General features: G+C 66.4%; 18 protein-coding genes and 1 riboswitch. Of the genes, 4 read left to right on the plus strand and 14 right to left on the minus strand.

What is annotated here, in order from left to right:
• Window positions 1–83: 83 nt before the first annotated feature.
• Window positions 84–1,568, minus strand: a complete 1,485-nt coding sequence (gene ubiD, locus ACFPN5_RS05290; protein ID WP_379780833.1) for a 4-hydroxy-3-polyprenylbenzoate decarboxylase — start codon at window positions 1,566–1,568, stop codon at window positions 84–86.
• 578 nt (window positions 1,569–2,146) lie between these two features.
• Here ubiD and ACFPN5_RS05295 point away from each other — a divergent pair.
• Window positions 2,147–2,962 (plus strand): transglycosylase SLT domain-containing protein, encoded by an 816-nt coding sequence (locus ACFPN5_RS05295; RefSeq protein WP_379780836.1) that lies wholly within the window; start codon window positions 2,147–2,149, stop codon window positions 2,960–2,962.
• Window positions 2,963–3,137: 175 nt separating this feature from the next.
• Here ACFPN5_RS05295 and nusB read toward each other — a convergent pair whose 3' ends face one another.
• The 3 genes from nusB to ribBA are packed head-to-tail and all read right to left on the minus strand — an operon-like array spanning window position 3,138 to window position 5,285.
• Entirely contained in the window at window positions 3,138–3,608 is a 471-nt protein-coding gene (gene nusB / locus ACFPN5_RS05300) for a transcription antitermination factor NusB (RefSeq protein WP_379780838.1), read from the minus strand.
• Between the two features lie 28 nt (window positions 3,609–3,636).
• A complete protein-coding gene (gene ribH / locus ACFPN5_RS05305; RefSeq protein ID WP_379780840.1) occupies window positions 3,637–4,119 on the minus strand; it encodes a 6,7-dimethyl-8-ribityllumazine synthase in 483 nt (160 codons plus the stop codon).
• Between the two features lie 53 nt (window positions 4,120–4,172).
• Window positions 4,173–5,285 carry a bifunctional 3,4-dihydroxy-2-butanone-4-phosphate synthase/GTP cyclohydrolase II gene (gene ribBA / locus ACFPN5_RS05310; RefSeq protein ID WP_379780843.1) on the minus strand — a complete coding sequence of 371 codons (1,113 nt, stop codon included), beginning with the start codon at window positions 5,283–5,285 and terminating at the stop codon, window positions 4,173–4,175.
• A 358-nt stretch (window positions 5,286–5,643) separates the two neighbouring features.
• On the opposite strand from ribBA, the gene ACFPN5_RS05315 reads away from it, so the two are divergent.
• The gene (locus ACFPN5_RS05315) at window positions 5,644–8,346 is read left to right on the plus strand and encodes a two-component system response regulator (protein WP_379780845.1); all 2,703 of its coding nucleotides are present in this window, start codon (window positions 5,644–5,646) and stop codon (window positions 8,344–8,346) included.
• A gap of 77 nt (window positions 8,347–8,423) precedes the next feature.
• Window positions 8,424–11,288 carry a M16 family metallopeptidase gene (locus tag ACFPN5_RS05320; RefSeq protein ID WP_379780847.1) on the plus strand — a complete coding sequence of 955 codons (2,865 nt, stop codon included), beginning with the start codon at window positions 8,424–8,426 and terminating at the stop codon, window positions 11,286–11,288.
• Window positions 11,289–11,317: 29 nt separating this feature from the next.
• On the opposite strand, the gene ACFPN5_RS05325 is transcribed toward ACFPN5_RS05320, so the two are convergent.
• The gene (locus ACFPN5_RS05325; RefSeq protein ID WP_379780849.1) at window positions 11,318–13,309 is read right to left on the minus strand and encodes a S9 family peptidase; all 1,992 of its coding nucleotides are present in this window, start codon (window positions 13,307–13,309) and stop codon (window positions 11,318–11,320) included.
• A 214-nt stretch (window positions 13,310–13,523) separates the two neighbouring features.
• Here ACFPN5_RS05325 and ACFPN5_RS05330 point away from each other — a divergent pair, with 214 nt between their 5' ends.
• A complete protein-coding gene (locus ACFPN5_RS05330; protein ID WP_379780852.1) occupies window positions 13,524–14,255 on the plus strand; it encodes a nuclease-related domain-containing protein in 732 nt (243 codons plus the stop codon).
• On the opposite strand, the gene ACFPN5_RS05335 is transcribed toward ACFPN5_RS05330, so the two are convergent.
• From ACFPN5_RS05335 to glyA, 9 genes are all read right to left on the minus strand, one after another.
• Complete coding sequence (locus ACFPN5_RS05335) at window positions 14,252–14,881, minus strand: riboflavin synthase (RefSeq protein ID WP_379780854.1); 630 nt, start codon at window positions 14,879–14,881, stop codon at window positions 14,252–14,254. The genes ACFPN5_RS05330 and ACFPN5_RS05335 overlap by 4 nt on opposite strands.
• A 22-nt stretch (window positions 14,882–14,903) precedes the next feature.
• Window positions 14,904–16,058, minus strand: a complete 1,155-nt coding sequence (gene ribD / locus ACFPN5_RS05340; RefSeq protein WP_379780856.1) for a bifunctional diaminohydroxyphosphoribosylaminopyrimidine deaminase/5-amino-6-(5-phosphoribosylamino)uracil reductase RibD — start codon at window positions 16,056–16,058, stop codon at window positions 14,904–14,906.
• Window positions 16,031–16,591: a GspH/FimT family pseudopilin gene (locus ACFPN5_RS05345; protein WP_379780858.1), complete on the minus strand. Its 561-nt coding sequence runs from the start codon at window positions 16,589–16,591 to the stop codon at window positions 16,031–16,033. The genes ribD and ACFPN5_RS05345 overlap by 28 nt, the downstream gene beginning before the upstream one ends.
• The gene (locus tag ACFPN5_RS05350) at window positions 16,588–17,088 is read right to left on the minus strand and encodes a type IV pilin protein (RefSeq protein ID WP_379780860.1); all 501 of its coding nucleotides are present in this window, start codon (window positions 17,086–17,088) and stop codon (window positions 16,588–16,590) included. The genes ACFPN5_RS05345 and ACFPN5_RS05350 overlap by 4 nt, the downstream gene beginning before the upstream one ends.
• A 22-nt stretch (window positions 17,089–17,110) precedes the next feature.
• Complete coding sequence (locus ACFPN5_RS05355) at window positions 17,111–17,758, minus strand: pilus assembly protein (protein ID WP_379780862.1); 648 nt, start codon at window positions 17,756–17,758, stop codon at window positions 17,111–17,113.
• A 7-nt stretch (window positions 17,759–17,765) separates the two neighbouring features.
• Complete coding sequence (locus ACFPN5_RS05360; RefSeq protein WP_379780864.1) at window positions 17,766–18,698, minus strand: PilW family protein; 933 nt, start codon at window positions 18,696–18,698, stop codon at window positions 17,766–17,768.
• Window positions 18,695–19,237 (minus strand): type IV pilus modification protein PilV, encoded by a 543-nt coding sequence (gene pilV / locus ACFPN5_RS05365; RefSeq protein ID WP_379780866.1) that lies wholly within the window; start codon window positions 19,235–19,237, stop codon window positions 18,695–18,697. Before pilV ends, ACFPN5_RS05360 begins: the two co-directional genes overlap by 4 nt.
• 217 nt (window positions 19,238–19,454) lie before the next feature.
• Entirely contained in the window at window positions 19,455–19,913 is a 459-nt protein-coding gene (gene nrdR / locus ACFPN5_RS05370; protein WP_379780868.1) for a transcriptional regulator NrdR, read from the minus strand.
• Between the two features lie 102 nt (window positions 19,914–20,015).
• On the minus strand, window positions 20,016–21,263 hold the full coding sequence (gene glyA, locus ACFPN5_RS05375) for a serine hydroxymethyltransferase (protein WP_379780870.1): 1,248 nt from the start codon (window positions 21,261–21,263) through the stop codon (window positions 20,016–20,018).
• Window positions 21,264–21,365: 102 nt separating this feature from the next.
• Window positions 21,366–21,480: riboswitch (ZMP/ZTP riboswitch) on the minus strand.
• Between the last annotated feature and the right edge of the window lie 34 nt (window positions 21,481–21,514).

The following is a 21,514-nucleotide window of genomic DNA, read 5'->3' on the forward strand; positions in this document are numbered from 1 at the left end:
TGCCTGCTGTGATCAAAAAAGCCAGTCTAGCCGAGACCCCTGATGCGCCACGCACGCAAGGATTAGACTGCACCGCGCCCGCGCTACAAGCCCAGCTGTTGCCAGATGCCGTCGACCCGCGCCTTCACCTCGGGCGTCATGGCAATCGGCGTGCCCCACTCGCGGTTGGTTTCGCCCGGCCACTTGTTGGTGGCGTCGATCCCCATCTTGCTGCCGAGGCCGCTGATGGGAGAGGCGAAGTCGAGATAGTCGATCGGCGTGTTATCGACCAGCACCGTGTCGCGCGTCGGGTCGACCCGGGTCGTGATCGCCCAGATCACTTCCTTCCAGTCGCGCACGTCCACGTCCTCGTCGACCACGACGATGAACTTCGTATACATGAACTGGCGCAGGAAACTCCAGACGCCGAACATCACGCGTTTGGCGTGGCCGGCATACTGCTTCTTCATCTGCACCACGGCCATGCGGTAGCTGCAGCCTTCCGGCGGCAGGTAGAAGTCGGTGATCTCGCTGAACTGCTTTTGCAGCAGCGGGATGAACACTTCGTTCAGCGCCACGCCCAGCACTGCCGGCTCGTCGGGCGGCTTGCCGGTGTAGGTCGAGTGATAGATGGGGTCGCGGCGCATCGTGATGCGGTCGATCGTGAACACCGGGAAGCTGTCCTGCTCGTTGTAATAGCCGGTGTGGTCGCCGTACGGGCCTTCCATGGCGTGTTCGAAACCCGATGGATGGTTCGCATCCGGGTAGATGTGACCTTCGAGCACGATCTCGGCGGATGCCGGCACCCGCAATTCGCTGCCCAGTGCCTTGGTCAATACCGTGCGCTGCCCGCGCAGCAGGCCCGCGAACTGGTACTCGGACAAGCTGTCCGGCACCGGCGTCACCGCGCCGAGGATGGTGGCCGGGTCGGCGCCGAGGGCGACCGCTACCGGGTACGGCTGGCCCGGGTTGGCGATCGCATGCTCGCGGAAGTCGAGCGCGCCGCCGCGGTGCGCCAGCCAGCGCATGATCACCTTGTTCCTCGATAACACCTGCTGGCGGTAGATGCCGAGGTTCTGCCGCTTTTTGTTTGGCCCTTTCGTGATCACCAGGCCCCAGGTGATCAGGGGGGCGACGTCGCCCGGCCAGCAATGCTGGATCGGCAGCCGGCCCAGGTCCACGTCCTGCCCCTCCCAGACGATTTCCTGGCACGCCGCGCCCTTCACTTCTTTCGGCGCCATGTCCCACACGGCCTTGACGAGCGAACCAAGGCCCATGATGTCCTTGAAGCCGCGCGGCGGCTCCGGCTCCTTCAGGCGCGCCAGCACGTGGCCAATGCGACGCAGCTCGCTGACACTGTCCGCGCCCATGCCCAGCGCTACCCGTTGCGGGGTGCCGAACAGGTTGGCCAGCACCGGCATCGTATGACCGGCAGGCTGCTCGAACAGTAGTGCCGGGCCGCCGGCGCGCAGGGTACGGTCGCAGACCTCGGTCATTTCGAGGTGCGGCGATACCGGGAAGGTTACACGCTTGAGCTCACCATTTAGTTGCAACTGGGACATGAAATCCCGAAGGTCTGAATATTTCATTAACTTTTATATAATTTTCGATTGCTTGAAGTAAATCAAATTGCGTCGGCAAGTGTTTGATTTAGCAAGGTATTGCTGAGCTGGCTGAAAAAAAGTCAGATTCAAAAGTTATTAAGCGCAGTCGTGCTAGGGTTGACTTGGTATAAACGACCTCCTACAATCTGCCCTACTTGATGAGGCGGCCGGTCTTCTGACCTGATTGTAGCTGTTCTCATAACTTCACGGGGTCGGGGCCCCAAATGACATTTTAAGGAGTGTTTTCACTAGGCGTCTGCCTAAACCCCCGAGACAGTTGTTGAGCCACTGGACCCTCCCCCTGGGACCCGCGTCCAGCTGAAGCAAAGCAATGACGGCGTTTTGGTCTTCCCTACTGGAAGCCCTGACGATTTTTCTGATGCACGGCATTGGTAACTGCGCAGCGCTCACAGCGCCGCGACGGGATCCTTTTCGCCGCGACAAAGGGGACTTCGATGATCAATCGTTTGTTCGGCACGAGCGCAAGGCTCGTCCAACTCATGGCCAGCCAGCCAGTCACGTTTTCACAAGTGAGTAAAACGGCACGTGGTCTGTTGACCACCATGCAGCACACACTGACCGTGTTTGGCCTCTCGGCAGTGGCAGTACTGGCCCTGCTCTACACCAACCCGGATGCCGCCAAGAAGGTCTCCGAACTGATCCATCCTGAAGCCGGTGCTCCTGAAGCCGCGGTTACCATGGTGGCAGCGGCGCCCCCGGCAATCCCCCAGGCTGCCGTGATCGATAAGGCGCCTGCCGTCGTCCAGGCCGAACCCGTTGCCAGCAGCAAGCAGCAGCAACACGTCACGTCCTGGCTGGCCAAGCGTTACCGCGTGGCGGGCGATGCGGCCAACATGCTGGTGTCGACGGCCTATACCACGGCGCACGAGATGAAACTCGACCCGCTGCTGATCCTGGCAGTGATGGCGATCGAATCGGGCTTGAACCCGTTCGCCGAAAGCCCGATGGGCGCCAAGGGCCTGATGCAGGTGATGGCCAAGGTCCACCACGACAAATTCGCCAAAGTCGGCGGCCCCAAGGCGGCACTCGACCCGGCTGCGAACATCCGTGTCGGCGCCCTGATCCTGAAGGACTACGTCAAGCGCACCGGTTCCGTCGAAGGCGGCCTGAAAACCTATGTCGGCGCGGCCGACATGGACGACGACTCCGGCTATGGCGCCAAGGTCATCGCCGAGTGGCGCCGCCTGAAGCTGGTCGCCAGCGGCAAGCACGTGCCGACCCGCACGCCGCCATCGGCCCCGGCGCAGATGGTCGTCAACAAGGCCGAGCCGAAAGCCGCTGCGCCCGTCCTGGCCGCACCGAAGGCCGAGGAGCCTGCCGCCGTCGGCCACACGGAAGTGCTCGCGGCGAACATCTGACGCCTGACGTAAAAGACACCCCTGTAACAGACACTCCTCATGGCCACCGTTCGCGGTGGCTTTTTTTACGCTGGAGCCCGCGGCGAAAAGAGACAGGCAAACACCGCGCCAACAAAAAAGCCACCGTGCCCAAGGCAACGGTGGCTTCGCGTCAAACGCGCCCTCTATATATATATTAGCGGCGCGCGTCGGCTCCCACTTCTTCCGGGCGCAGGTTCGAGGCCAGCTTGTCGAGCACGCCGTTGACATACTTGTGACCGTCGATGCCGCCGAAGGACTTGGTCAGCTCGACCGCCTCGTTGATGACGACGCGGTACGGGATTTCCGGGTGGTTCTTCAGCTCGAACGCGCCCAGCAGCAGCACGCCGTGCTCGATCGGCGACAGTTCGGCGATGCTGCGGTCGATCAGGGGGGTGATCGATTCGCGCAGTTCGACCGAGGTCGTGATCGTGCCGTTGAGCAGCGACGAGAAATACTCGCCGTCGGCCTTGTCGAAGCCGTGCGCGCTACGGATGTTGTTGGCCACCTGGCTCGATGGCTCGTTATTCAGCAGCCATTGGTACAGGCCCTGCAGCGCGAACTCGCGCGCGCGGTGGCGCGGGGTGCGGTTCTTGCTCGGGTTGGCGTGGGTGGTCTTGTCGGTCATAGTCAACTTTCTAATGCGGTCTTTCCTGTTACTCGTCTTCTTCCGGGTGCAGCTCTTCGAGGGCCATCAGCAAATTGGCCATCTCGACCGCGACACGCGCCGCGTCGCGGCCCTTCTCGGCCATGCGCACTTCGGCCTGCTCGTCGGTCTCGGTGGTCAGCACGGCGTTGGCGATCGGGATGCCGTAGTCCAGGCCGATGCGGGTGATGCCCGCGCCCGATTCATTCGAGACCAGCTCGAAATGGTAGGTCTCGCCACGGATCACCGCGCCGAGCGCGATCAGTGCGTCGAACTGCTGGGTCTCGGCCATCTTTTGCAGCGCCAGCGGAATTTCCAGGGCGCCCGGCACGGTCACGTGCAGGATATCTTCGTCGACCACGCCCAGGTGCTTCAGTTCGGCCAGGCAGGACGACAGCAGGCCATGCCCGACGTCGGCGTTGAAGCGCGCCTGCACGATCCCGATGCGCAGGTCTTCGCCTGTCATGTTGCTTTCATAAGTTCCTACGGTCATGGCTGCCCTCTTCTTGTGTGTTCGTATGAGTAAATATAGTCGATGCGTCCGGGTCAGGCCACAGGATTGGCAATGTAGCCCGTGACTTCCAGGTCGAAGCCCGTCATCGACGGCATCTTGCGCGGATTGGCCAGCAGCTTCATCCTGCCCACGCCCAGTTCCTTCAGGATCTGGGCGCCGATACCGTAGGTGCGCAGGTCCATCGTGGCGGCGCGGCCGCTCGGGCGCGCGCCCGGGGCGTCGATCGAGGCGAACTGCGCGAACAGCTGCTCGGCGCTTTCGCCGCAGTTGAGCAGCACCAGTACGCCGCTGTCGGCCGCCTTGATCGCCGCCATCGCCGAGGCCATGGTCCACGAGTGGGTGGTGGCGCGGTGTTCGAGCACGTCGAGGATCGACACCGGCTGGTGCACGCGCACCAGGGTCTCGTCGTCATGCTTGACGTCGCCGTGCACCATCGCCAGGTGAGCGCAGCCGCTCGGCTTGTCGCGGTAGGCGATCAGGTGGAAGTCGCCATGCGCGGTCGACAGCGTGCGCTCGGCAACGCGCTCGACCAGGGTTTCGTTCTGGCTGCGGTAGTGGATCAGGTCGGCGATGGTGCCGATCTTGAGGTTGTGTTCCTTCGCGAACCCGATCAGGTCCGGCAGGCGCGCCATTTCACCGTCTTCCCGGATGATCTCGCAGATCACCGAGGCCGGGGTCAGGCCGCCCATTTCGGTCAGGTCGCAGCCGGCTTCGGTGTGCCCGGCGCGCATCAGGACGCCGCCCTTCACCGCGCGCAGCGGGAAGATGTGGCCCGGCTGCACCAGGTCGTCGGGTTTCGCGCCCTTGTTCACGGCCACCTGGATGGTGCGCGCGCGATCGGCCGCCGAAATACCGGTGGTCACGCCCTCGGCCGCTTCGATCGACACCGTGAAATTCGTGCCGAACGAGGTGCCGTTCCGGGTCGTCATCATCGGCAGCGCCAGGCGGTCGCAGATCTCTTCGGACAGCGTCAGGCAGACCAGGCCGCGCGCGTGGCGGATCATGAAATTGATGGCCTCGGGCGTGACGAAATCGGCCGCCAGCACCAGGTCGCCCTCGTTCTCGCGGTCTTCTTCGTCGACCAAAATGACCATGCGCCCTGCGCGCAATTCAGCAACGATTTCCTGGGTGCTGGAGATAGACATGCGGATTTCCTCGAAACGGTGACGCGTGGTGCGTAATCCGCTATTTTAAAGGATTTACCGGCTTCTGACCGGGCCATGGGGCGAACTCGGCAGGAGGTTCGCGAAGGGCGTACAGACGCCGGAAAACATCATGTTGCGTCAGAACAACTAATTTACACTTGTTCACAATCAATTGTTAAATATTATGTCTTATGATGAAACCTTGCGCGTATTGATGCGATGTGGCCGGACGATCGTTAAAGGGTCCGGTCCGAGGTTCTGACGTTCCGGTGTGCTGCCGCCGGGGCATTTATGGAGTAGTCATGCTGGTTCCGATATTTGCCTGCCAGTCGCCCGCCGCAGACCGGGAGAGACACTGATGGCCACCATCCTCATCGTCGACGACCGGCCGAGCAACCGGGCCTATCTCCTGGCCCTGCTCGGGTTTACCGAGCACCGCCTCCTGCAGGCCGAAGACGGCGCCGCCGCCCTGGCGCTGGTGCACAGCGAGCGCCCCGACCTGATCATCACCGACATCCTGATGCCGACCATGGACGGCTACGAGTTCGTGCAGCGCCTGCGCGCCGACCGCGAACTGGCCGCCACCCGCGTCATCTTCTACTCCGCGGTCTACGCCGAACGCGAGACGATAGCGATGGCGCGCAGCTGCGGCGTGCAGACCGTGCTGGGCAAGCCGTCCGACCCGCATGACATCATGGACGCGGTCAACGCCGAGCTGGGAATGGTGGCGGCCGCGCCGCAGGCTGCGGATGCGCCGGCGCCGGCGCGCGCACCCGCCAGCGATTTCCCGTCGCAACAGCCCTGCGACTCCCGGCCCGACACGCGCCTGGCCACGCTGCAGGAGATGTCCCTGCACCTGGCGGGCGAGCGCAAGGTCGAGGGCCTGGCCCAGGCCTTCCTGCGCGCGGCAGCCAGCATCGTCGGGGCCGACCAGCTCGCGCTGTGCCTGCTCGACAGCGACGAACGCAGCGTGCGCCACCTGGGCGCCAGCGGCTGCGACGCCGCGGCCCTGCTCCACGGCGCGGTCGCAACGCGCCTGCGCGGCGCCCTGCCCGGCGCCCTGCTCGACGCGCGCCGGCCCTTGCTGCTGGCGGAAGGCGACGCGCTGCTGGACGCGCTGCCCGCCGGCCTGGCGCGCGCCGGCTCCTTCCTCGGCCTGGCGGTGCGCGACCTGCACCACCTGCACGGCTGGATCGTCTTTGCGCGTGCACCAGGCACGCCTGCCTTCGGCCCGGAGGACGCGCGCTGGGCCTCGGCGCTGGCCGCGCAGCTTGCCGTGGCCTACGAAAACCTGAATCTGTACGGCGTGGTCCAGCGCCATGCCGCCCAGTTGCAGCTGGAAGCGACGGCGCGCGCCCACGCCGACGCCGCGCTGCGCGAGAGCGAGCACCGGCTCGAGCTGGCGCGCCAGGTCTTCGACAGCACCCAGGAAAGCATCATCATGACGGACGCCAGCGCCAGGATCGTGGCGGTCAATCCGGCCTTCGAGCAGAACACGGGTTACAGCGAATGGGAGGTGATGGACCAGAATCCGAGCATGCTGCGTTCCGGGCGCCACGACACCCCGTTCTACCGCTGCATGTGGGCCAGCCTCGAGCAGCATGGCCAGTGGCGCGGCGAGATCTGGAACCGCCGCAAGAACGGCGAGCTCTACCCGGAGCGGATGAGCATCAGCGCCGTGCACGACGATGCCGGCAAACTGACTGCCTATGTCTCGGTCTCGACCGACCTGTCGGCGCTGAAGGCCGCGCACAACCAGCTCGACTTCCTGTCGAACCACGACGCCCTGACGCTGCTGCCGAACCGCTCGCTGTTCCACGACCGGCTGCAGCAATCGATCGCTGCAGCGCGCCGCGACGGCACCCAGCTGGCGCTGCTGCTGGTGAACGTCGACCGCCTCTCGCGCATCAACGACAGCCTCGGCCATGCCGCCGGCGACGCGCTGCTGCGCGAAGTGGCGCGCCGCGCCAGCCGGATCGCGGGCCCCACCGACACCGTCGCTCGCCTGTCGGGCGACGAATTCGTGCTGCTCACCGAGTGCGAGGACACCGAGGCCATCATCCTGGTCGCACACAGCCTGATCGACGCCATCGCCCAGCCGGTCTCGGTGGGAGGACACGATCTGGTCGTCACGGGCAGCATCGGCATCAGCGTATTTCCGCGCGACGGCGACGCGCCCGGCGACCTGCTGAAAGCGGCCGATGCCGCGCTGGCGCACCAGAAGGACGCCGGCCGCAACGGCTTCCGCTTCTTCAAGGGCGAGATGAACGACCAGGCGATGCGCTGGCTGGCCCTGGAAACGCGCCTGCGCCGGGCCATCGGGCGCGCCGAGCTGGCGCTGCACTTCCAGCCGCAGGTGGCAGCCCTGGATGGCCGCGTGCTCGGCATGGAAGCGCTGCTGCGCTGGCACAGCTCGGAGCTGGGCCGGGTCTCGCCGGCCGACTTCATCCCGCTGGCCGAAGATACGGGCCTGATCCTGCCGATCGGCGACTGGGTGATGCGCCAGGCCTGCCTGCAGAACAAGGCCTGGCAGGATGCCGGCCTGCCGCGCGTCCCGGTGGCGGTGAACGTGTCTGCGCACCAGTTCAAGGCCGGCACCGTCCCGGCCGTGGTGCGCGCCGCCCTGCTCGAGTCGGGCCTGGAGGCGCGCTACCTCGAGGTCGAGCTGACCGAGAGCGTCATGCTGGGCGACACCACCGCCGCCGAAGCCCAGCTGGCCGAGCTGCGCGCGATGGGCGTGTCGCTCTCGCTGGACGACTTCGGCACCGGCTACTCCTCGCTCGGCTACCTGTCGCGCTTCTCGCTCGACAAGCTGAAGATCGACCAGGCGTTCGTGCGCAACATCACGACCGACCCGCGCAGCGCGGCCATCGCCCAGGCCACGATCGCCCTGGCAGACGGCCTCTCGCTGCGCGTCGTGGCCGAAGGCGTGGAGACGCTGGCGCAGCGCGACTTCCTCGGCCGGATCGGCTGCGAAGTGCTGCAGGGCTACCTGTACAGCCAGCCGGTGCCGGCACGCGAGATGGAAGTGCTGTTGCGCGCCGGACGCGTCGTGGTGTGAGGGGTTGAGGTTTTGCGGCACACGAAGCCCCGAGCGGCCATTACAATGGCCGCTCGACGCTACTTGACGGACTCCCGATGTTCATGCCGACGTTCTGCCGTTTTCTCTGCCGTGTTTTCCTTGCCGCCCTCCTCACCCAGCCCTTCGTCGCCGGCGCCGCCCTCAAGCTCGACGCGCCGATCCCGGTCGGTCCCCAGGTCAAGGTGGGCAAGCTCGCGAACGGGCTGACCTATTACATCCAGAAGAACGCCCGCCCCGAACGCCGGCTGGAGCTGCGCCTCGTCGTCAAGGCCGGATCGATCCTGGAAGACGAGGACCAGCAGGGCCTGGCGCATGTGGTCGAGCACATGGCCTTCAACGGCAGCACCCATTTCAGAAAGCAGGAACTGGTCGACTACCTGCAGTCGATCGGCGTCAAGTTCGGCGCCGACCTGAATGCCTATACCTCGTTCGACGAAACCGTCTACATCCTGCCGATTCCGCTCGGCAAGCGCGAACACCTCGACAAGGCCTTCCTGGTGCTGGAAGACTGGGCCAACGGCATCACCTTCGACGATGCGACGGTCGAAAAGGAGCGCGGCATCGTGCTCGAGGAACTACGGCTGGGCAAAGGCGCCGGCGACCGCATCGGCAAGCAGCTCTACCCGAAAATCTACAACGGCTCGCGCTATGCCGAGCGCATGCCGATCGGGAAGGAAGAAGTGCTGCGCAGCTTCCGCCCGGAGGCGCTGCGCCGCTTCTACCGCGACTGGTACCGGCCCGACCTGATGGCCGTGGTCGCCGTTGGGGACGCCGACCCTGTGCTTATCGAAAAACTGATCCGCTCGCACTTCGGCAAGCTGAAGAACCCTTCGCCTGCGCGCAAGCGCACCTATGCGGAGATCCCGGCGCGCGCGACGACCGAAGCGGTGGTGGTGGTCGACCGCGAAGCCGGCGGCAACGGCGTCCTGATCCGCTATCCGGTGCAGCCCGTGCGCGAGCCCGACACCGTGCGCGGCTACCGCGAGCAGCTGGTCGAGGGCCTGTTCGGGGACATGCTGGGCGACCGGCTGCGCGCGCTATCGCAGCTGCCGCAGCCGCCTTTCCTGGGCGGCGGCAGCGGCCTCGCCAAGCTCACGCCCTTCTATAAATCCTTCAGTTCCAGCGCCTCGGTCGGCCCCGGCGGCGCCCCCGCCGCAATCGAAGCGCTGGTGCGCGAGAACGAACGCGTGCGGCGCCATGGCTTCACGGCGCAGGAACTCGAGCGCGCCAAGAAGGACATGATGCGCAACTTCGAACGCATCTACAGCGAGCGCGACAAGACCAATTCGGCCGTGTACGTGGCTGAATACATGCGCAACTTCCTGCAGCAGGAACCGCTCCCCGGCATCGCCGCCGAATACGCGTATGCGCAGGAGATGCTGCCCGGGATCCCGCTCGAGGAGATGAACGCCTACGCGCGCCGCACCATCCCGGCCAACTCGGGCAAGCTGCTGATCTACACCGGCATCGCGCGCGCCGACATGCCGCCGCCCCAGGGCGACACCCTGCTGGCGGCGCTGGCCAAGGCCGAGCAGCAGGAGGTGGCGCCGTACGAGGAAAAAGCGCTGGCGGCGCAGCTGATGGCGCAGCCGCCCAAGCCCGGCCAGATCGTCCACGAAAGCGAGGACAAGGGGCTCGGCCTGACCCACCTGACCCTGTCGAACGGCGTCAAGGTGATCCTGAAGGCCACCGATTTCCGCAACGACCAGGTGGTGATGAGCGCCGCGCGCCATGGTGGCCAGAGCCTGTTCGGGGATGCCGACATCCTCAACGCGCGCTACGCCAACGGCATTGTCTCGAGCATGGGCCTGAAGGAGTATTCGCCGCTCGACCTGTCGAAGGTATTGGCGGGCAAGTCCGCGGCGGTGACGATGGGCATGGCCGGCTACACCGAGGTGGTCGGGGCCGCCTCGGGCGCGTCCGACATCGAGACCATGCTGCAGATGCTCTGGCTGCGCTTCGACGCCGTGCGCCGCGACGAAGACCTGTTCATGTCCTTCATCGGCAAGCAGGTCGAAGCGGCGCGCAACCGCCGTGGCGAGCCGGCGACACGCTTCGGCGAGACGGTTACCGCCACGCTCTACAACAACCATCCCCGCGCGCCGCGGACGCTGCGCCCCGAGGAATACGCGCAGATCGACCTGGACCGCAGCATCGCGATCTACCGCGAACGCTTCTCCAGCGCCAAGGGCCTGACCTTCGTCATGGTCGGCAGCTTCGACATCGCGAAAATCAAGCCGCTGCTGGCGACCTACCTCGGCAGCCTGCCGACGCACGATATCCCGGTCGAATGGCGCGACGTCGGGCTGCGTCCGGTGACGGGCGTGGTCAAGCGCGCCGTGTACAGCGGCAGCGAGCCGAAAAGCACGATCTCGCTGACCTTTACCGGCAAGGCCGAGTTCTCGCAGCGCGAGCAGATGCGCCTGCAGGCCCTGCTCGAAGTCCTCAACCTGCGCATCATCGAAGTGCTGCGCGAAAAGCTCTCGCTGATCTACGGCGGCAGCGCCGGCGGCTCGATCAGCCGCATCCCCTACGGCAGCTACACGCTCTCGGTGACCCTGCCGACCGGACCGGAAAGCGTCGACAAGGTGCTCGCCGCCACCTTCGAGGAATTCGAACGCCTCAAGCGCGAAGGACCGACGGCGGCTGACCTGGCGAAGGTGAAGCAGAACTGGGTCCAGAACTACCGGCGCTCGCTGCGCGAAAACGGCTTCTGGCTGGGACAGATCCAGGCCTCGCTGATGGACGGCACCGACCCGCAATCGATCCTGACGCACGAAGCGCGCGTGTATGCCCTGAGCGCGCCAGAGGTGCAGGAAGCGGCGCGGCGCTACCTGGACAACAATAATTATGTACAGGTGGTGTTGTATCCGCAGAAGGCGGTGGCGGTGAAGGAAGCGGCGGTGCAGCCCCCGAACTGAACGTCGGGTGGACGGGGGACCCGTCCACCCTACCTCAAATACCTTTCAAACCACTCCACCGTCCTCTTGCGCTGATCGAGCTGATGCTCCGGCTTGCGAATCGCATGCCCTTCCCCGTCGTAGATCACGAGCGTGGTCGGCGTGCCGATCGCGCGCAGGCCGTGCCAGAACTCCATCGACTGCACCGCCGGCGTCTCGACGTCGCGCTCGCCCACATACAGCAGGGTCGGCGTCTTCGCGTTTTTGATCGACTCGATCGGCGACGCCCGCCGGTACACGGCCGGGTCGTCGTACATGGCCGCGCCAAAGAACGGCACCATCCACTGATCGATGCCGTTCTGGCCGTAGTAGCTGATCCAGTTGGCGATGCCGGCGCCGGCCACCGCCGCCTTGAAGCGGGTGCTGTGGGTGACACCCCACATCGTCATGAAGCCGCCGTAGGAGTGCCCCATCAGGCCAAGCCGGGCGCCGTCGACCGGCGCTTCCTTGACCACGGCATCGACCCCGGCCAGGATGTCGCGCCAGTCGCCGCCGCCGAAGTCGCGCTGGTTCGCCTGCGTGAAGGCCAGGCCCTGGCCGAAGCTGCCGCGCGGGTTCGGCTGGAACACGAAATAGCCGCGCTCGACCAGCTCGCGCACCAGCGCATTGCCCGACTCCCCGCTTGCCACGAAACGCGGCATCGCCGCCGACGCCGGCCCGCCGTGCACGATCACCACCATCGGGTGCTTGCGCCCGGGCGCGACCTGGCGCGGACCGATCAGCCAGCCCTGGCTGCGGTAACCCTCGTTGGTCCAGGCGATGCTGCGCGCCGCAACCTGCGGCGCAAAGCCGTCGTTGTCGCGGGTGATGGCGTTCAGCTCCGGCAGCCGGCCCGCATGCACGCGCGGCGCCGCTTCATAGGTCTCCATCACCGAGACCGCGCTGCTGCCGTCGCGGCTGAACACGATCCTGCCATCGCGCGAACCGTTCGCCGCGACCGCGCCCGACCACAGGGTGTGCGCCGTGCGCGCGCCCGGATCGACCGCCACCACCGCCATCCGGTCGCCCTGCAGGCTCGAAGCGAGCAGCTGCGCCCCTTTCCACGCCAGGCCGTTGAACGAGCCGGCATAACCCGGGGTGACGTCGACAGGCTCCCCACCCGCGAGCGGCACGGTAAAGATGTCGCCCCCGACCGAGCCGAAGTCGCTCATCAGGCCACCAACAAACGCCACCGTGCGTCCATCGGCCGACACATGCGGCAGGCTGACCTGCATCTTTGGCGCGGCGATGATGCGCAGCGCGCCGCTGGCGGCGTCGATGTGGCCGAGGGTGGCCACCCACCAATTATTGTCGCCATTGCCTTTCGCGCTGGTGGCGACGAAACCCTTGCCGTCGGGCGTCCAGTCGTATTCGTAGACAAAGGTGTCGGCCGGCGACACGAGGCGCAGCGGGCCGCCGGCAGCGGGGACGACGGCGATGCGCTGGGCGTCCTCGTTGACGCCGATCTCGCCGACCTGGCGCGCGCCCGCCTCGACCGCGCCGGTCTGCTTGGTGGCGCCGACCGTGGCCAGCAGCGCGATGTCGGCGCCGCTCGGAGACCAGCGCGCCGTATTGGCCACGCCCTTGACCGCGCCGACCGGCGTCAACTTGCCTGCGCGCGCCACCCACAGCGTGGCCACGCCGCCCTGCGGGTCGGCGGCGATAAAGGCGAGCGCTGGATGGTCCGGCGAACGGTCGGGCGACCAGGACGGGAAATCGTAGGAACAGGTGGCGCAGGGGTCGTATTCGGCAGTGATCTTCCCACTGGCGGCATCGCGCACGACAATGTGTCCATGCGCGCGCCCGTGTGCGCGGCGGCCCGGTACACCGGGGTCGGCCGACTCGATCGCGGCGATCCGTTCGCCGCCGGCGCTGATCGCGACCGCGCGGTATTCGCGCATCTGCGCCGCTTCGGCTTGCGTGGTGGTGCCAACGGCGGCCATGACCAGCGCCAGCGCGGCGGGAACGGCCCTGGCGGACACCCAACCTTGATGGATTCTCATCTGTTCTCCTCGTCCTCGGCCGCCTCGCATTGCGGGCCAGCGCATGTTTATTAGCTCAACTGTCATTCGATCGGCAGTCTACGCCGATTCAGGCGTGTCGGGTGCGCAACAAAAAATGATGCCGCACGGGTAATCTTGCCTAGGCGCATGAAATGCGGTGGCACAAACTTGACGCGGCACTAGACTGCAAGTTCAAACTGGGCAGGAGTTGAGGATGATTTACAAGGACTGCGACAACAAGGAACCGGTCGCCACGATTCTGGAACGCATGCTGGCCCTGGCCGGGCCGGACAAGCGCGCCCTGATCGAGCGCCAGCTGCGCACCATGCGCGCGGGGATCAAGGGCGAGCGCGAGGCCGCATGGCTGATCGATGTCTACCTCAAGGACGCGACCCGTACCGCCGTCATCCACGACCTGCGGCTCGACCTGGGCGACGGCCAGGTGGCACAGATCGACCACCTGCTGATCCACCGCACGCGCCGCTTCTATGTGCTCGAGACCAAACCCTTCTCGCATGGCGTGAAGATCACCGACGAGGGAGAGTTCCTGCGCTGGAACGAGGCTGCCAAGAGCTGGGAAAGCATGGCCTCGCCCCTGGCCCAGAACGAACGCAACGTGCCGGTCTTGCGCCGCGCGCTGGAAAAACTGGGACTGGGCGACTGCCCGATCGAATCCTGGGTGCTGGTCGCCCCGAACGCCCGCATCGACCGGCCGCGCCGCTACGATACCTGGCGCGTCGTCAAGGCCGACCAGTTCATCGAAAAGATGAACAAGGCGCTGGAAAACGCGCCGGCCCACGGCGCGCTCGATGGCCTCCTGCGCACCGGCCTGTACGACTCGATCGGTGACATCGCGACCAAGCTCGTCGCGCTGCACTGCCCCTCCACCACCGACTACATGGCGCGCTTCGGGGTCGTACCGGAAGCGCAGCCGGCGGCGGACTAGATTTTGGCGGCGGACAGCATGCGCTCGACGTAGCGCGCAATCAGGTCGATCTCGAGGTTGACCTTCGATCCGGCATGCAGGTGCTTGAGGGTCGTGACCGCGATCGTGTGCGGGATCAGGTTGATCGAAAAGCGGCACACCTTCACGCCGTCGACCACCAGGTCGTCGACGCGATTGACGGTCAGCGACACGCCGTTGACGACCACCGATCCCTTATAGGCGAGGAATTTCGCCAGCTCCTGCGGCGCATCGATGACCAGTTCGCGCGACTCGCCCACGGCTTCGAAGCTGTGCACCTGTCCCAGGCCGTCGACGTGGCCCGATACCAGGTGGCCGCCCAGGCGCTCGGCCAGGGTCAGGGCCTTCTCCAGGTTGACTTCGCCCGGTGCGTCGAGGCCGGCGGTCTTGCTCAGGCTCTCGCGCGACACGTCGACCGAGAAGGCGCTGTCGGTCTTGGCGACCACGGTCATGCAGGCGCCGTTGATCGCGATCGAGTCGCCCAGCGCGACGTCGGCCAGCGGCAAGCCGCCGGCATCGATCTCCAGGCGCACGCCTGCGGTGTCCAGGTCCGCCTGCGGCGAAACAGAGTTGATGGTGCCGACGGCGGCGACGATTCCAGTAAACATACGGCTGATTCCTTGATTAGTTCTAAATTGGATTGAAGCGCGCCAGGATGCGCAGGTCGCTGCCGACCTGCGTCACGGCGTGGAAACGCAGTGTGATCTTGTCGGCCAGGCTGCCCGGCGCCGGCAGCGCGAACATGCCCTGCCCCGCACCAATCAGGCTTGGCGCCAGGTAGACCAGCAGCTCGTCGACGCAGCCTTCGCGCACCAGCGAAGCGTTCAGTTTCGACCCGGCCTCGACGTGTACCTCGTTGATCTCGCGCCGGCCCAGTTCCAGCATCAGCGCGGCCAGGTCGACCTTTCCGCCAGCGCTGTTGCCAACACCGGGCAGCAGGATCACCTCGTGGCCGGCCGCGCGCAGGGCCGCTTCCTTGCCGGGGCTGGGTGCCGCCGCCACGATCCAGCACGGTTCGCCCTGCAGGATGCGCGCGCCAGGGTCGATCTCGAGCCGGCTGTCGACGATCACGCGGCGCGGCTGGCGCGGAGTTGCCACCCCGCGCACCGTCAGCTGCGGGTCGTCCGCTTTCACCGTGCCGATACCGGTCAGGATAACGCAGGCGCGTGCGCGCCAGGCATGGCCGTCCGCGCGTGCCTCCGGCCCCGTGATCCACTGGCTTTCGCCGTTCTCCAGGGCCGTAAAGCCGTCCAGGCTGGCCGCGGATTTCAGGCGCACCCATGGACGGCCCCGCCGCATGCGCGAAAAGAAGCCGATGTTCAGTTCGTGGGCCGCGTCGGCCAGCACGCCGGATACGGTCTCGATCCCGGCGGCCTGCAACTGGGCCATGCCGCGTCCCGCGACCAGCGGGTTCGGGTCGCCCATCGCCGCCACCACCCGTTTCAACCCCGCTTCGACCAGGGCGTTCGAGCACGGCGGCGTGCGGCCGTAGTGGCTGCAGGGCTCGAGCGTGACGTAGGCAGTCGCCCCGCGCACGTCGTTTCCGCGCGCGGCGGCATCGCGCAGCGCCTGGATTTCGGCGTGGGCCTGGCCGGCGGGCTGGGTGTGGCCGGCGCCGATCACTTCGCCATCGCGCACGATGACGCAGCCGACGCGCGGATTGGGCGCGGTGATGTACATGCCTTTCGCGGCCCACTCCAGGGCCAGCGCCATGCCGTCGGTGTCGGTATTGATTTGCAAAATCGTCTTCGTTCTTTTCAGGACGGCCCGAGGGCGCCGTCGCATTGATCGTCGCGCGCCGGGTTGCACATGCGCGCCCGGCCCAGCATGTTGATTTTAATACGGCGGATCGCGCCGCCATGGAACAGCGACAGCGTACCCGGGCGCGCTGCCGCACTGTTGCTGTCGCTGCACGAACGCCCGGCGCCATTGTAGGCGATGTAATACGGCGGCGCAGGGCCGGTGAAGCCGAAGTGGAAGGCCAGGCCGGGCGCCAGCGGCCCGTGCACGGCGATGATGTCGTCTCCCGGGCCGGCCACGCCATCCTCGTCGCGGTCGGCAAAGACCGTCCAGCCCTGCGCCCAGTCTGCACCGGCCGGGTCGCGCGGGGCCAGCCTGATGCGTTCGTTGCGGGCGATGGCCTGTGCGCGCGCCAGCCCGATTGCCTCGTACAGGTCGCTCGCGGCGCCGCGCAGTTGCTGGGTGCGGATCAGCGCGTGCAGGTCCGGCAAGGCAACGGCGAGCAGGGCCGCGCCGATCGCCAGCACGGCCAGCAGTTCGAGCAGCGTGAAGCCGCCGCGCGGCCCCGGGCGCCTCATGGCCAGCACCGTTGTGCGCGATTGCCCGCGCTGTTGCCTGCACTGCCGCTGGCACCCTGCTCTCCCGTGCTGGCGAGGGTGAGCGTGCCGCATTCGGGGTCGGCAAACCGCGCGTCGACGTTCGCGGTACCGGGCCGCGCGCTGATCAGCACGCAGTCGCGCAGGTCGCCGCCCGGGCAGGCCTGGGCCTCGAGCTCATAGGCGCTGCCGGCCGCGCTGTTGCCCGACCACCAGGGCAGCCCCGCGCTTGGGGCCGCGCTCGAGAAGGCGACATAGGTGTGGTGGAGCGCGCGATGATGCTCCTGCTGCTGCATGGCGTTCATCAGCGCCACCTGCCCTTCCATCCGGCGCGTCCTCGTCACGTAATCGCCATAGCCGGGGTAAGCCAGCGCCGCCAGCACGGACAGGATGACCAGCACGATCAGCAGCTCGACCAGGGTAAAGCCGGAATTCACGCAACTGCGGACACTACTGCGGCAACGATTGCGGCGGTTCATCGTTTTCTCCTCGTGAATGGAATCAGGAAGCGGCCCGGTGTAGCGCGGGCCAGTTGGCGATTTCGCGCCAGCCGAGGCGGCCGCCGGGGGCAGTGGCTGACGCGCGGATGTAGTAGCCCTGCAGGACGACGACGGTGGCGGCATCGGCGCCGAAGCCGATGGCCGTGATGCGATAGCGCGGCGCCTGCCCCGGCGCCCGTCCTGGTACCGCCAGCAGTTCGATCAGGTAGCGCGGCAGGCGCGCCGGCAGCAGTCCTGCGCCGGTCGGCATCGACCGTCCGCTGAAGCGGCCGTACTCGACGGCGCGCTCGCCGGCCAGGTCGGCTGCCTGCCACGCCGGGGCGCCCGGCGGCGCGGCCAGCCGGCACAGGCCGGTGCGCTCGGCGCCGCCCGAGCAGCGCTCCATGAAGGCGCTCGCGTCGAGTGCGGCGAAGATCGCCGCGCGCGGCGAGGCCGCACCGGCGGCGCCGTCGATGTCGCGTTCGGCATCGAGCAAGGCTGCCTCGGCCGCGGCCAGCGCGACATGGCGGTCGCGTTCTACACGCGTCGATTTCGCCGCCATCAGCGCGGCGCGCAGGCTCGACACCGACATCATCAGGACGGCAAGCATCAGGAACAGCACGGTCACCAGGGCCGCGCCCTGCTGGCGGGGAGAAAAAGGCAGGCGCATGCAAGGCCTACTCGAGCGGCGCGCCGACCGCGAACACGGCCGAAAACAGGCGGCGCGATGGCGCGCGTGCGCCGCCGTCCAGGGCGGCTGTGGACAGCCAGGTCCCGGGATCGGGGTAAGGTTCGGGCCCGGTGCCGTATCCGGGCCCGAACAAGGCGTAGCTACCCGGCTGCACGGCGGCGGGAGACGGCCGTTCGCCGTGCAGAAGGAGCGCCACCCTGACGCTCGCCACGCGCTTCCACCAGGTGTGCCTGTTGAGTTCGGCGGCGGATGCCAGCCCGAGGCCGGCATCGAGCGCCAAAATAGTGCTGGCGTTAACGTAGCGGTTCGGGATGCCGTCACGCGGCGTGTCGGTATCGATCCCGTACAGGACCTGGAAGCTGTCGACACCCTTGACGAGGGCGTCGGCGCTCCAGCTGCTCGTGCCGCGGTATTTGCAGCGCAGTTCCGCCTCGCCGCCGGCGTTGCGCGCGACGTAGAAGATGCTCCAGCCTTCCTCGGCCGCGTGCACGGCGAAGCCGGCACAGTTGAGCACGCTGCCATCGCCATGGGGCGCCGCGCCGGCGCCGGGATAGCGCACGGCCAGCACGTCGCTGCCATGCACCGCGCCGGGCAAGGCTCCCGCGATGGCGACGCCCGTCTCGGGCAGCGTGCGGTTGTCAAACCCCGCGAGCGGCGCCGGCGCTGCCGGGTCCATCGCCGCCGCGCCAGGGCCTTCCCAGTTGACGAAGGCGCCCTGGCGCACCGCACGGCCAAGGAGCGCGAGCGCAAAGCGCCCGCTGTCGTCGACATCGACCGCATCCGCATGCGCGCCATAGGCATGGTTGGCGCCGGAGAACAGCACCGACGCCGCCAGCAGCACGCCCAGGCTGAGCGCGAGCGCGACAAGCAGCTCGACCAGGCTCAGGCCGCGCCCGCGCAAGCATCGGCGTAGCGTCATCCCGACACCACCATGACAACGAAGGGCGTCGCCTCGTGCGGCGCCGGAGCGGCGGTGGTGTGACGCCGCCAGCCGATCTTGACGACCAGCGGCGCGTCGCTGCCGCCCGTACAGGGCCAGTCGAGCGCCGCGTTCAGAGCGGGCGCATCGCGGCACACCGTGATGCGCCCGCCCGGGAAGCCTTCCTGCACGCTGCGCGCGAGTTCATGGATGTCGAACTGCGCCAGCTGCGCGCTATCGCATGCGGCCGACCCAAAACACTGCACAGGCGGGTCGGCGGGCGCGCCGCCGGCGGCATCGTAATCGAGCTGGAGGTAAGGATTGGCGGGATCGGGCAGCGCCATTTGTGCCGGGTTGACGCCGATACGGGCCGCCAACGACGAGGCCAGCGCCACGGCTTCGGATTCGAGCGCGGCCTGCTGGCGCAGGCGCGCGCTGGCAGCCTGGGTGGCGGCCGCGCCAATGACGCCTACGGCCAGCACGAACATGGCAACCAGCACTTCGATGAGCGTAAAACCGCCGGCCGGGGACCGCTGCACGGGACACCTCCACAGTTCAGGCGCGTACATTCGCGCGAGCTGCGAAGTTATCAGCGGGCCTTCAGCCGAGCCTGCGTTGGCTCAAGCGTGTGCGGGTGTCCGAATCGGAATGATGTAGAGCGCTTGAGAACACCTTCAGAGCGAGGCGCGGCGACGAAGACAGTACGACTGTACGGCGAGGAGCTGCAACGCAGCTATGGAGGTGTTCTCAAGCGCTCTACTTGCGGGGGTGACCGACTTCGGCCAGGGCCTGCTGAAACTCCGCCAGGTCCTTGAAGTCCTTGTAGACCGAAGCGAAGCGGATGTACGCGATCTGGTCCAGGCGCTTGAGTTCCTGCATGACAAGTTCGCCGACATAACCGGTGTCGACTTCGCGGCGGCCGCTGGTGAGCAGCTTTTCTTCGATCGAGGCCACGGCGGCGTCGATCGCCCCGGCCGAGACCGGGCGCTTGCGCAGCGCCAGCATCAGGCTGCCGCGCAGCTTGCTGGAGGCAAATTCGGTGCGGCTGCCGTTCTTCTTGACGATGATCGGCATCGACAGCTCGATGCGCTCGTAGGTGGTGAAGCGCTTGTCGCATTTGCCGCAGCGACGCCGGCGCCGGATGGCGTCGCCCTCCTCGGATACGCGCGTATCGAGGACCTGGGTGTCTTCATGCTGGCAGAACGGACATTTCATGGCGTAATAATAAAGGAGAAAAGGAACGGCATCCCGACTTATCGGGCTGCCGTTCCTTTTCGGTCTTGCTTGCTTTACCTTCTACACAGTACTGAATAGTGCTTAGGCTGCGTAGACCGGATATTTATCGGTCAGCACCTTCACTTCAGCCTTCACGCGCTCGATGGTCGCGGCGTCGTGCGGGTTGTCGAGCACGTCGGCGATCAGGTGGCCGACACGGGTTGCGTCTTCTTCCTTGAAGCCGCGGGTGGTGAAGGCCGGGCTGCCGAGGCGGATACCCGAGGTGACGAACGGCTTCTGCGGGTCGTTCGGGATGCCGTTCTTGTTGCAGGTCATGTGCGCCTGGCCCAGGATCGCTTCGGCTTCCTTGCCGGTCAGGCCTTTCGAACGCAGGTCGACCAGCATCACGTGCGACTCGGTACGGCCCGAGACAATGCGCAGGCCGCGCGCCGTCAGGGCTTCGGCCAGCGCCTTGGCGTTCTTCACCACTTGCTGCTGGTAGGTCTTGAACTCGGGCGTGAGCGCTTCCTTGAAGGCCACGGCCTTGCCGGCGATAACGTGCATCAGCGGGCCGCCCTGGATACCAGGGAAGATCGCGGAATTGATCTGCTTTTCGAACTCGGCCTTCATCAGGATAATGCCGCCGCGCGGGCCGCGCAGCGACTTGTGCGTGGTGGACGTGACGAAGTCGGCGAACGGCACCGGGTTCGGGTACTCGCCGGCGGCGATCAGGCCGGCGTAGTGCGCCATGTCGACCATGAAGTAGGCGCCGATTTCCTTGGCCACACGGGCGAAGCGCTCGAAGTCGATGCGCAGCGAGAACGCCGAGGCGCCCGCGATGATCATCTTCGGCTTGTGCTCGCGCGCCAGGCGTTCCATTTGCTCGTAATCGATGTCTTCTTCAGGGGTCAGGCCGTAGGACACGACGTTGAACCATTTGCCGGACATGTTCAGCGCCATGCCGTGGGTCAGGTGGCCGCCTTCGGCCAGCGACATGCCCATGATGGTGTCGCCAGGTTTGAGCATCGCGAAGAACACGCCCTGGTTCGCCTGCGAACCGGAGTTGGGCTGCACGTTGGCCGCTTCCGCGCCGAACAGTTGCTTGACGCGGTCGATCGCCAGTTGCTCGGCGACGTCGACGAACTCGCAGCCACCGTAGTAGCGCTTGCCCGGATAGCCTTCGGCGTATTTATTCGTCAGCTGCGAACCCTGCGCCTGCATGACGGCCGGCGAGGTGTAGTTTTCCGATGCGATCAGCTCGATGTGATCCTGCTGACGGGTGTTTTCTTGTTGAATCGCGCCCCACAGTTCCGGGTCGACATTGGCCAGCGTGTGATCTTTTGCAAACATGAACAAACTCCAATCGGTAAGAGAACCGGACAACGGCAGTGTTGGATCGGCAAGAAGGCCAGGAAGCAGCCAGCCGCGACGCAAAAATGCACGCGAACCATTGTCGGCTGCCCAGGCGAACGGCGGATGAAATCTCACGTTCCCCGGTGGATATCCACCTTTGCGTATCGCTTGCTGTATCGCTTGCCATACGGTTTCGCCAGTTACGTGAGACATAAATGGACTCGCGATTGTATGTGAACTGCCTGCTT

It is taken from the genome of Massilia niabensis, assembly GCF_042655085.1.
GTDB classification, from domain to species: domain Bacteria; phylum Pseudomonadota; class Gammaproteobacteria; order Burkholderiales; family Burkholderiaceae_D; genus Telluria; species Telluria niabensis.

Bases quoted from the DNA above. Each gene is read 5' to 3' on its own strand.
- ubiD (WP_379780833.1), bottom strand. From the start codon at position 1,568: ATGAAATATTCAGACCTTCGGGATTTCATGTCCCAGTTGCAACTAAAT.
- ACFPN5_RS05295 (WP_379780836.1), top strand. From the start codon at position 2,147: ATGCAGCACACACTGACCGTGTTTGGCCTCTCGGCAGTGGCAGTACTG.
- nusB (WP_379780838.1), bottom strand. From the start codon at position 3,608: ATGACCGACAAGACCACCCACGCCAACCCGAGCAAGAACCGCACCCCG.
- ribH (WP_379780840.1), bottom strand. From the start codon at position 4,119: ATGACCGTAGGAACTTATGAAAGCAACATGACAGGCGAAGACCTGCGC.
- ribBA (WP_379780843.1), bottom strand. From the start codon at position 5,285: ATGTCTATCTCCAGCACCCAGGAAATCGTTGCTGAATTGCGCGCAGGG.
- ACFPN5_RS05315 (WP_379780845.1), top strand. From the start codon at position 5,644: ATGGCCACCATCCTCATCGTCGACGACCGGCCGAGCAACCGGGCCTAT.
- ACFPN5_RS05320 (WP_379780847.1), top strand. From the start codon at position 8,424: ATGTTCATGCCGACGTTCTGCCGTTTTCTCTGCCGTGTTTTCCTTGCC.
- ACFPN5_RS05325 (WP_379780849.1), bottom strand. From the start codon at position 13,309: ATGAGAATCCATCAAGGTTGGGTGTCCGCCAGGGCCGTTCCCGCCGCG.
- ACFPN5_RS05330 (WP_379780852.1), top strand. From the start codon at position 13,524: ATGATTTACAAGGACTGCGACAACAAGGAACCGGTCGCCACGATTCTG.
- ACFPN5_RS05335 (WP_379780854.1), bottom strand. From the start codon at position 14,881: ATGTTTACTGGAATCGTCGCCGCCGTCGGCACCATCAACTCTGTTTCG.
- ribD (WP_379780856.1), bottom strand. From the start codon at position 16,058: ATGCGACGGCGCCCTCGGGCCGTCCTGAAAAGAACGAAGACGATTTTG.
- ACFPN5_RS05345 (WP_379780858.1), bottom strand. From the start codon at position 16,591: ATGAGGCGCCCGGGGCCGCGCGGCGGCTTCACGCTGCTCGAACTGCTG.
- ACFPN5_RS05350 (WP_379780860.1), bottom strand. From the start codon at position 17,088: ATGAACCGCCGCAATCGTTGCCGCAGTAGTGTCCGCAGTTGCGTGAAT.
- ACFPN5_RS05355 (WP_379780862.1), bottom strand. From the start codon at position 17,758: ATGCGCCTGCCTTTTTCTCCCCGCCAGCAGGGCGCGGCCCTGGTGACC.
- ACFPN5_RS05360 (WP_379780864.1), bottom strand. From the start codon at position 18,698: ATGACGCTACGCCGATGCTTGCGCGGGCGCGGCCTGAGCCTGGTCGAG.
- nrdR (WP_379780868.1), bottom strand. From the start codon at position 19,913: ATGAAATGTCCGTTCTGCCAGCATGAAGACACCCAGGTCCTCGATACG.
- glyA (WP_379780870.1), bottom strand. From the start codon at position 21,263: ATGTTTGCAAAAGATCACACGCTGGCCAATGTCGACCCGGAACTGTGG.